6 protein-coding genes are annotated in these 4,996 nt (G+C 60.4%); all 6 read left to right on the forward strand.

The genetic code is table 11. From position 1 onward, the window contains the following. The first annotated feature begins 271 nt into the window (after positions 1 to 271). Entirely contained in the window at positions 272 to 865 is a 594-nt protein-coding gene (ssuE, locus tag F0169_RS27035) for an NADPH-dependent FMN reductase (protein WP_152748137.1), read from the forward strand. A 94-nt stretch (positions 866 to 959) separates the two neighbouring features. Further along, positions 960 to 1,928: a sulfonate ABC transporter substrate-binding protein gene (locus F0169_RS27040; protein WP_122249388.1), complete on the forward strand. Its 969-nt coding sequence runs from the start codon at positions 960 to 962 to the stop codon at positions 1,926 to 1,928. Positions 1,929 to 1,953: 25 nt separating this feature from the next. Beyond that, positions 1,954 to 3,102 carry an FMNH2-dependent alkanesulfonate monooxygenase gene (gene ssuD, locus F0169_RS27045; protein WP_058413734.1) on the forward strand — a complete coding sequence of 383 codons (1,149 nt, stop codon included), beginning with the start codon at positions 1,954 to 1,956 and terminating at the stop codon, positions 3,100 to 3,102. 9 nt (positions 3,103 to 3,111) lie between these two features. Next, positions 3,112 to 3,900: an aliphatic sulfonate ABC transporter permease SsuC gene (ssuC, locus tag F0169_RS27050; RefSeq protein ID WP_058413733.1), complete on the forward strand. Its 789-nt coding sequence runs from the start codon at positions 3,112 to 3,114 to the stop codon at positions 3,898 to 3,900. Next, entirely contained in the window at positions 3,897 to 4,703 is an 807-nt protein-coding gene (gene ssuB, locus F0169_RS27055) for an aliphatic sulfonates ABC transporter ATP-binding protein (RefSeq protein WP_152748138.1), read from the forward strand. Before ssuC ends, ssuB begins: the two co-directional genes overlap by 4 nt. Positions 4,704 to 4,731: 28 nt before the next feature. Continuing rightward, positions 4,732 to 4,947 (forward strand): TOBE domain-containing protein, encoded by a 216-nt coding sequence (locus F0169_RS27060; protein WP_003176783.1) that lies wholly within the window; start codon positions 4,732 to 4,734, stop codon positions 4,945 to 4,947. Positions 4,948 to 4,996 lie beyond the last annotated feature (49 nt).

Raw genomic sequence — 4,996 nt, forward strand, 5'->3', positions numbered from 1 at the left:
CCCCTCCCACAGTTGACCGCGTTCCCATGTGGGAGGGGGCTTGCCCCCGATGGCGTCTGTAGATACACCACTGATTCAATGCAAGGGTCTTCAGGCCGTTTTCACGGCCTTTTTTTTTCGCTTGGCGGTTCAGTTTTCGCATATGCATTTATAGAATAAACAAATGAAAAAATGAGATTTATAGATATATAAATCTACTGATAAGGTCTGTCCCATCTTGGCGACATCGCCACACAGCGAACCGCTGACACTTGCTCAAGGAATTTCCTACATGCTGGTCGTAACACTTGGAGGCAGTCCCAGCCAGCGTTCGCGCTCCGGGGTCTTGCTGGAAAAATCCCGTCAGTTGCTGCAAGACAAAGGCGTGGAAGTCGTCAGTTATCAGATACGCGACTTCCCCGCCGAAGACTTGCTGCATGCCCGCTTCGACAGCCCCAAAGTCATCGACCTGTTGCAGCAGGTGGCCAACGCCGACGGCCTGGTCATCGCCACGCCGGTGTACAAAGCGTCGTTTTCCGGTGCGTTGAAAACCGTACTCGACCTGCTGCCCGAACGCGCACTGGCGCACAAAATCGTATTGCCGATGGCGACGGGCGGCAGCATTGCCCACATGCTGGCGGTCGACTACGCCTTGAAGCCCGTGTTGTCGGCGCTTAAAGCGCAGGAATTGCTCCACGGCATTTTTGCCGAAGACAGCCAAATCGCCTACGCCGAAGGCAGTTCCCAGGCGCAATTGGTGCCGGTGCTTGAGCAGCGTTTACACGAGGCGCTGGAGACGTTTTACAGCGCCATGGCGCGTCGCCCGAAACCGCTTGATCCGAATGTGTTGAATGAACGTTTGTTGAGTGCTCGCTGGAGCATTTAAGCCTTACCGGATTGTGTAGTACTCACCTTACTCAGCCGCCAACGGCCAAGCAGGTGCAGCCAACCCCCTAATCGCACTTTTTGGAGAGAGCGCCATGCGCACTGTCATCTTGCGTCGTGGTCTGGTCGCACTGTTTGCTGCGGCTGTGTCCTTCGGCGCCATTGTCCAAGCCCAGGCCGCCGACACCCTGCGGATCGGTTATCAGAAATACGGCACGCTGGTGTTGCTCAAGGCCAAAGGCACGCTCGAAAAACGCCTCGCGGCTCAGGGCGTGCAGGTGCAGTGGACCGAGTTCCCCGGTGGCCCGCAGTTGCTCGAAGGCCTGAATGTCGGCTCCATCGACTTCGGCGTCACCGGCGAAACCCCACCGGTTTTCGCCCAAGCCGCCGGGGCAGATTTGCTGTATGTCGCCTACGAGCCACCGGCGCCGACCAGCGAAGCGATCCTGGTGCCGAAAGACTCGCCGATCAAATCGGTGGCAGAGCTTAAGGGCAAGAAAGTTGTGCTCAACAAAGGCTCCAATGTGCATTACCTGTTGGTGCGTGCACTGGAAGACGCCGGCCTCAAATACACCGACGTGCAGACCGTGTTCCTGCCGCCCGCCGATGCCCGCGCCGCGTTCGAGCGTGGCAGCGTCGACGCTTGGGTGATTTGGGACCCGTACCAGGCCGCCGCCGAGAAACAACTGCAAGCGCGCACCCTGCGTGACGGCACCGGCATCGCCGACAACCATCAGTTCTACCTGGCCACCAAGCCCTACGCCGAACAACACCCTGACGTGATCAAGGCATTGGTGGAAGAAGTGCGCGCCGTGGGCGAATGGTCCAAGGCCCACCCGGAACAAGTCACCGAACAAGTCGCACCGCTGCTTGGCCTGCCGGCTGACATCACCCTGACCTCGGTGAAGCGCCAAGGCTACGGCGCGTTGTTCCTGACCCCGGAAGTGGTGGCCGCCCAGCAGAAAATCGCCGACAGCTTCTACCAACTCAAATTGATCCCCAAACCCTTGAACATCAAGGACGTGATCTGGACGCCACCCGCCGCCGTTGCCAAAGCGCCGTAATTCGATTTCTTCAGGAGACAACTCCATGAGCCTCAATATTTTCTGGTTCCTGCCTACCCACGGCGACGGCCATTACCTTGGCACCGCCGAAGGCGCTCGCGCCGTCGATCATGGTTATTTGCAGCAGGTGGCCCAGGCCGCTGACCGCCTCGGCTTTGGCGGGGTGCTGATCCCCACCGGTCGCTCCTGTGAAGATTCGTGGCTGGTGGCCGCCTCGCTGATCCCGGTGACCCAGCGTCTGAAGTTTCTTGTCGCACTGCGCCCCGGGATCATTTCCCCGACGGTGGCTGCGCGTCAGGCCGCGACTCTGGATCGCCTGTCCGGCGGCCGCGCGTTGTTCAACCTGGTGACCGGCGGTGATCCCGACGAGTTGGCGGGCGACGGTTTGTTCCTCAGCCACGAAGAGCGCTACCAGGCCTCGGTAGAATTCACACGTATCTGGCGCCGCGTGCTGGAGGGCGAAACCGTGGACTACGACGGCGAGCACATCAGCGTCAAAGGCGCCAAATTGCTCTACCCGCCGATCCAGCAACCGCGCCCGCCGCTGTACTTTGGCGGCTCCTCGGAAGCGGCCCAGGACCTGGCAGCCGAGCAAGTGGAAATGGTGCTGACGTGGGGCGAGCCACCGGCTGCGGTCGCTGAAAAAATCGCCCAGGTACGCGCCAAGGCCGAAAAGCTCGGGCGCACGCTGCGCTTCGGTATTCGCCTGCATGTGATTGTGCGCGAGACCAACGAAGAAGCCTGGCAGGCCGCCGAAAAACTGATCTCTCACGTCGACGACGAGACCATCGCGCGCGCTCAAGCCTCGCTGGCACGCTTCGACTCGGTTGGCCAGCAACGCATGGCTGCCTTGCACGGCGGTAACCGCGACAACCTCGAAGTCAGCCCCAACCTGTGGGCCGGCGTCGGCCTGGTACGCGGCGGTGCGGGTACGGCGCTGGTGGGTGATGGCCCTACGGTGGCTGCACGCGTCAAGGAATACGCCGACTTGGGCATCGACACGTTTATCTTCTCCGGTTACCCACACCTGGAGGAGTCGTATCGGGTCGCTGAACTGTTGTTCCCGCACTTGGACATCGAACGTCCCGAGCTGCCTAAAGGTGCCGGCTACGTGAGCCCGTTTGGCGAAATGGTCGCCAACGACATTCTTCCTAAAGCTGCGTCACAGAGCTGAGGCGGCGTTATGAATTTTGAGAAATTAAGCCATCGCGTAGCCCCATGGGTGCTACCGGTTTTATTGCTGGCGGTGTGGCAGTTGTCGGTGTCGGCGGGTTGGTTATCGACGCGTATTTTGCCGGCACCGAGTGCGGTGATTGAAGCCGGCGTCAACCTGGTGCGCACGGGCGAAATCTGGACTCACTTGGCCATCAGCGGCTGGCGTGCGGGCCTCGGTTTTGTGATCGGTGGCAGCATCGGCCTGGCCTTGGGTTTTATCACCGGCCTGTCGAAATGGGGCGAGCGCTTGCTGGACAGCTCGGTGCAGATGATCCGCAACGTGCCGCACCTGGCGCTGATTCCGCTGGTGATCTTGTGGTTCGGCATTGACGAAACCGCGAAAATTTTCCTGGTCGCGCTCGGCACGCTGTTCCCGATTTACCTGAACACTTACCACGGCATTCGCAACGTCGACCCGGCGTTGGTGGAAATGTCGCGCAGTTATGGTTTGTCCGGCTTCAGCCTGTTTCGTCAGGTGATTCTGCCGGGCGCGTTGCCTTCGATTCTGGTGGGCGTGCGCTTTGCGTTGGGCTTTATGTGGCTGACCTTGATCGTGGCGGAAACCATCTCGGCCAGCTCCGGCATCGGTTACCTGGCAATGAACGCGCGCGAATTTCTGCAAACCGACGTGGTGGTACTTGCCATCGTGATGTACGCGATTCTCGGCAAGCTGGCCGACCTCGCCGCCCGCGGCCTGGAGCGTGTATGGCTGCGCTGGCACCCGGCGTATCAAGTGAATAAAGGCGGTGCGGCATGACAGCTCAACAACCTCCGCGCCTGCTCAAAGGCATCCCGCTGGCGGTGCGCAAACTGCGCAAGGCCTTTGGTGCACGCGAAGTACTCAAGGACATTGACCTGCACATTCCGGCAGGCCAGTTCGTGGCCGTGGTCGGTCGCAGCGGCTGCGGCAAAAGTACCTTGCTGCGCCTGCTGGCCGGTCTGGACAAAGCCAGTGGCGGGGAGCTGCTGGCCGGTTCCGCGCCGCTGAGCGAAGCGATTGAAGACACGCGGTTGATGTTCCAGGAAGCGCGCTTGCTGCCGTGGAAAAAGATCATCGACAACGTCGGCCTCGGCCTTCATGGCAACTGGCGCCCCAGGGCGCTGGAGGCGCTGGAAGCGGTCGGCCTGGCCGAGCGTGCCAATGAGTGGCCGGCGGCCTTGTCCGGTGGCCAGAAGCAACGTGTGGCCTTGGCGCGTGCGTTGATTCACCAGCCACGCTTGCTGCTGCTCGACGAGCCGCTGGGTGCGCTGGACGCCCTGACCCGCATCGAGATGCAACAACTGATCGAAAACCTCTGGCAGAAGCATGGTTTCACCGTGTTGCTGGTGACCCACGACGTCAGTGAAGCGGTGGCGATTGCCGACCGGGTGATTTTGATCGAAGACGGCGAAATCGGCCTGGACTTGATCGTCGACCTGCCGCGGCCACGCGCCCGAGGCTCGCATCGCCTGGCCGCGCTGGAAGCCGAAGTGCTTAACCGTGTGCTGTCGTTGCCCGGCTCGCCGCCGGACCCTGAACCTGTTTCACCGTTGCCTACGCAATTGCGTTGGGCTCAATAACTCACGTGTCCCATGAAGGAAAAACAACATGACTATTAAAGCCATCAACGTGCGTAACCAGTTCAAAGGCACCATCAAGGAAATCGTTGTAGGCGACGTGCTGTCGGAAATTGACGTACAGACCGCGTCCGGTATCGTGACGTCGGTGATCACCACTCGCTCGGTCAAAGAGCTGGAGCTGGTGATTGGCAGCGAAGTGATTGCCTTCGTGAAATCCACCGAGGTATCGATCGCCAAGTTGTGATCGAAATGTGCGGCGGCCTCATCGGGAGCGATTCGACTTGCTCCCGATG

This window comes from Pseudomonas kitaguniensis, from assembly GCF_009296165.1.
Lineage (GTDB): Bacteria > Pseudomonadota > Gammaproteobacteria > Pseudomonadales > Pseudomonadaceae > Aquipseudomonas > Aquipseudomonas kitaguniensis.

Excerpts from the sequence above, each read along its gene's own strand:
- ssuE (WP_152748137.1), top strand. The coding sequence starts at position 272 with ATGCTGGTCGTAACACTTGGAGGCAGTCCCAGCCAGCGTTCGCGCTCC.
- F0169_RS27040 (WP_122249388.1), top strand. The coding sequence starts at position 960 with ATGCGCACTGTCATCTTGCGTCGTGGTCTGGTCGCACTGTTTGCTGCG.
- ssuD (WP_058413734.1), top strand. The coding sequence starts at position 1,954 with ATGAGCCTCAATATTTTCTGGTTCCTGCCTACCCACGGCGACGGCCAT.
- ssuC (WP_058413733.1), top strand. The coding sequence starts at position 3,112 with ATGAATTTTGAGAAATTAAGCCATCGCGTAGCCCCATGGGTGCTACCG.
- ssuB (WP_152748138.1), top strand. The coding sequence starts at position 3,897 with ATGACAGCTCAACAACCTCCGCGCCTGCTCAAAGGCATCCCGCTGGCG.
- F0169_RS27060 (WP_003176783.1), top strand. The coding sequence starts at position 4,732 with ATGACTATTAAAGCCATCAACGTGCGTAACCAGTTCAAAGGCACCATC.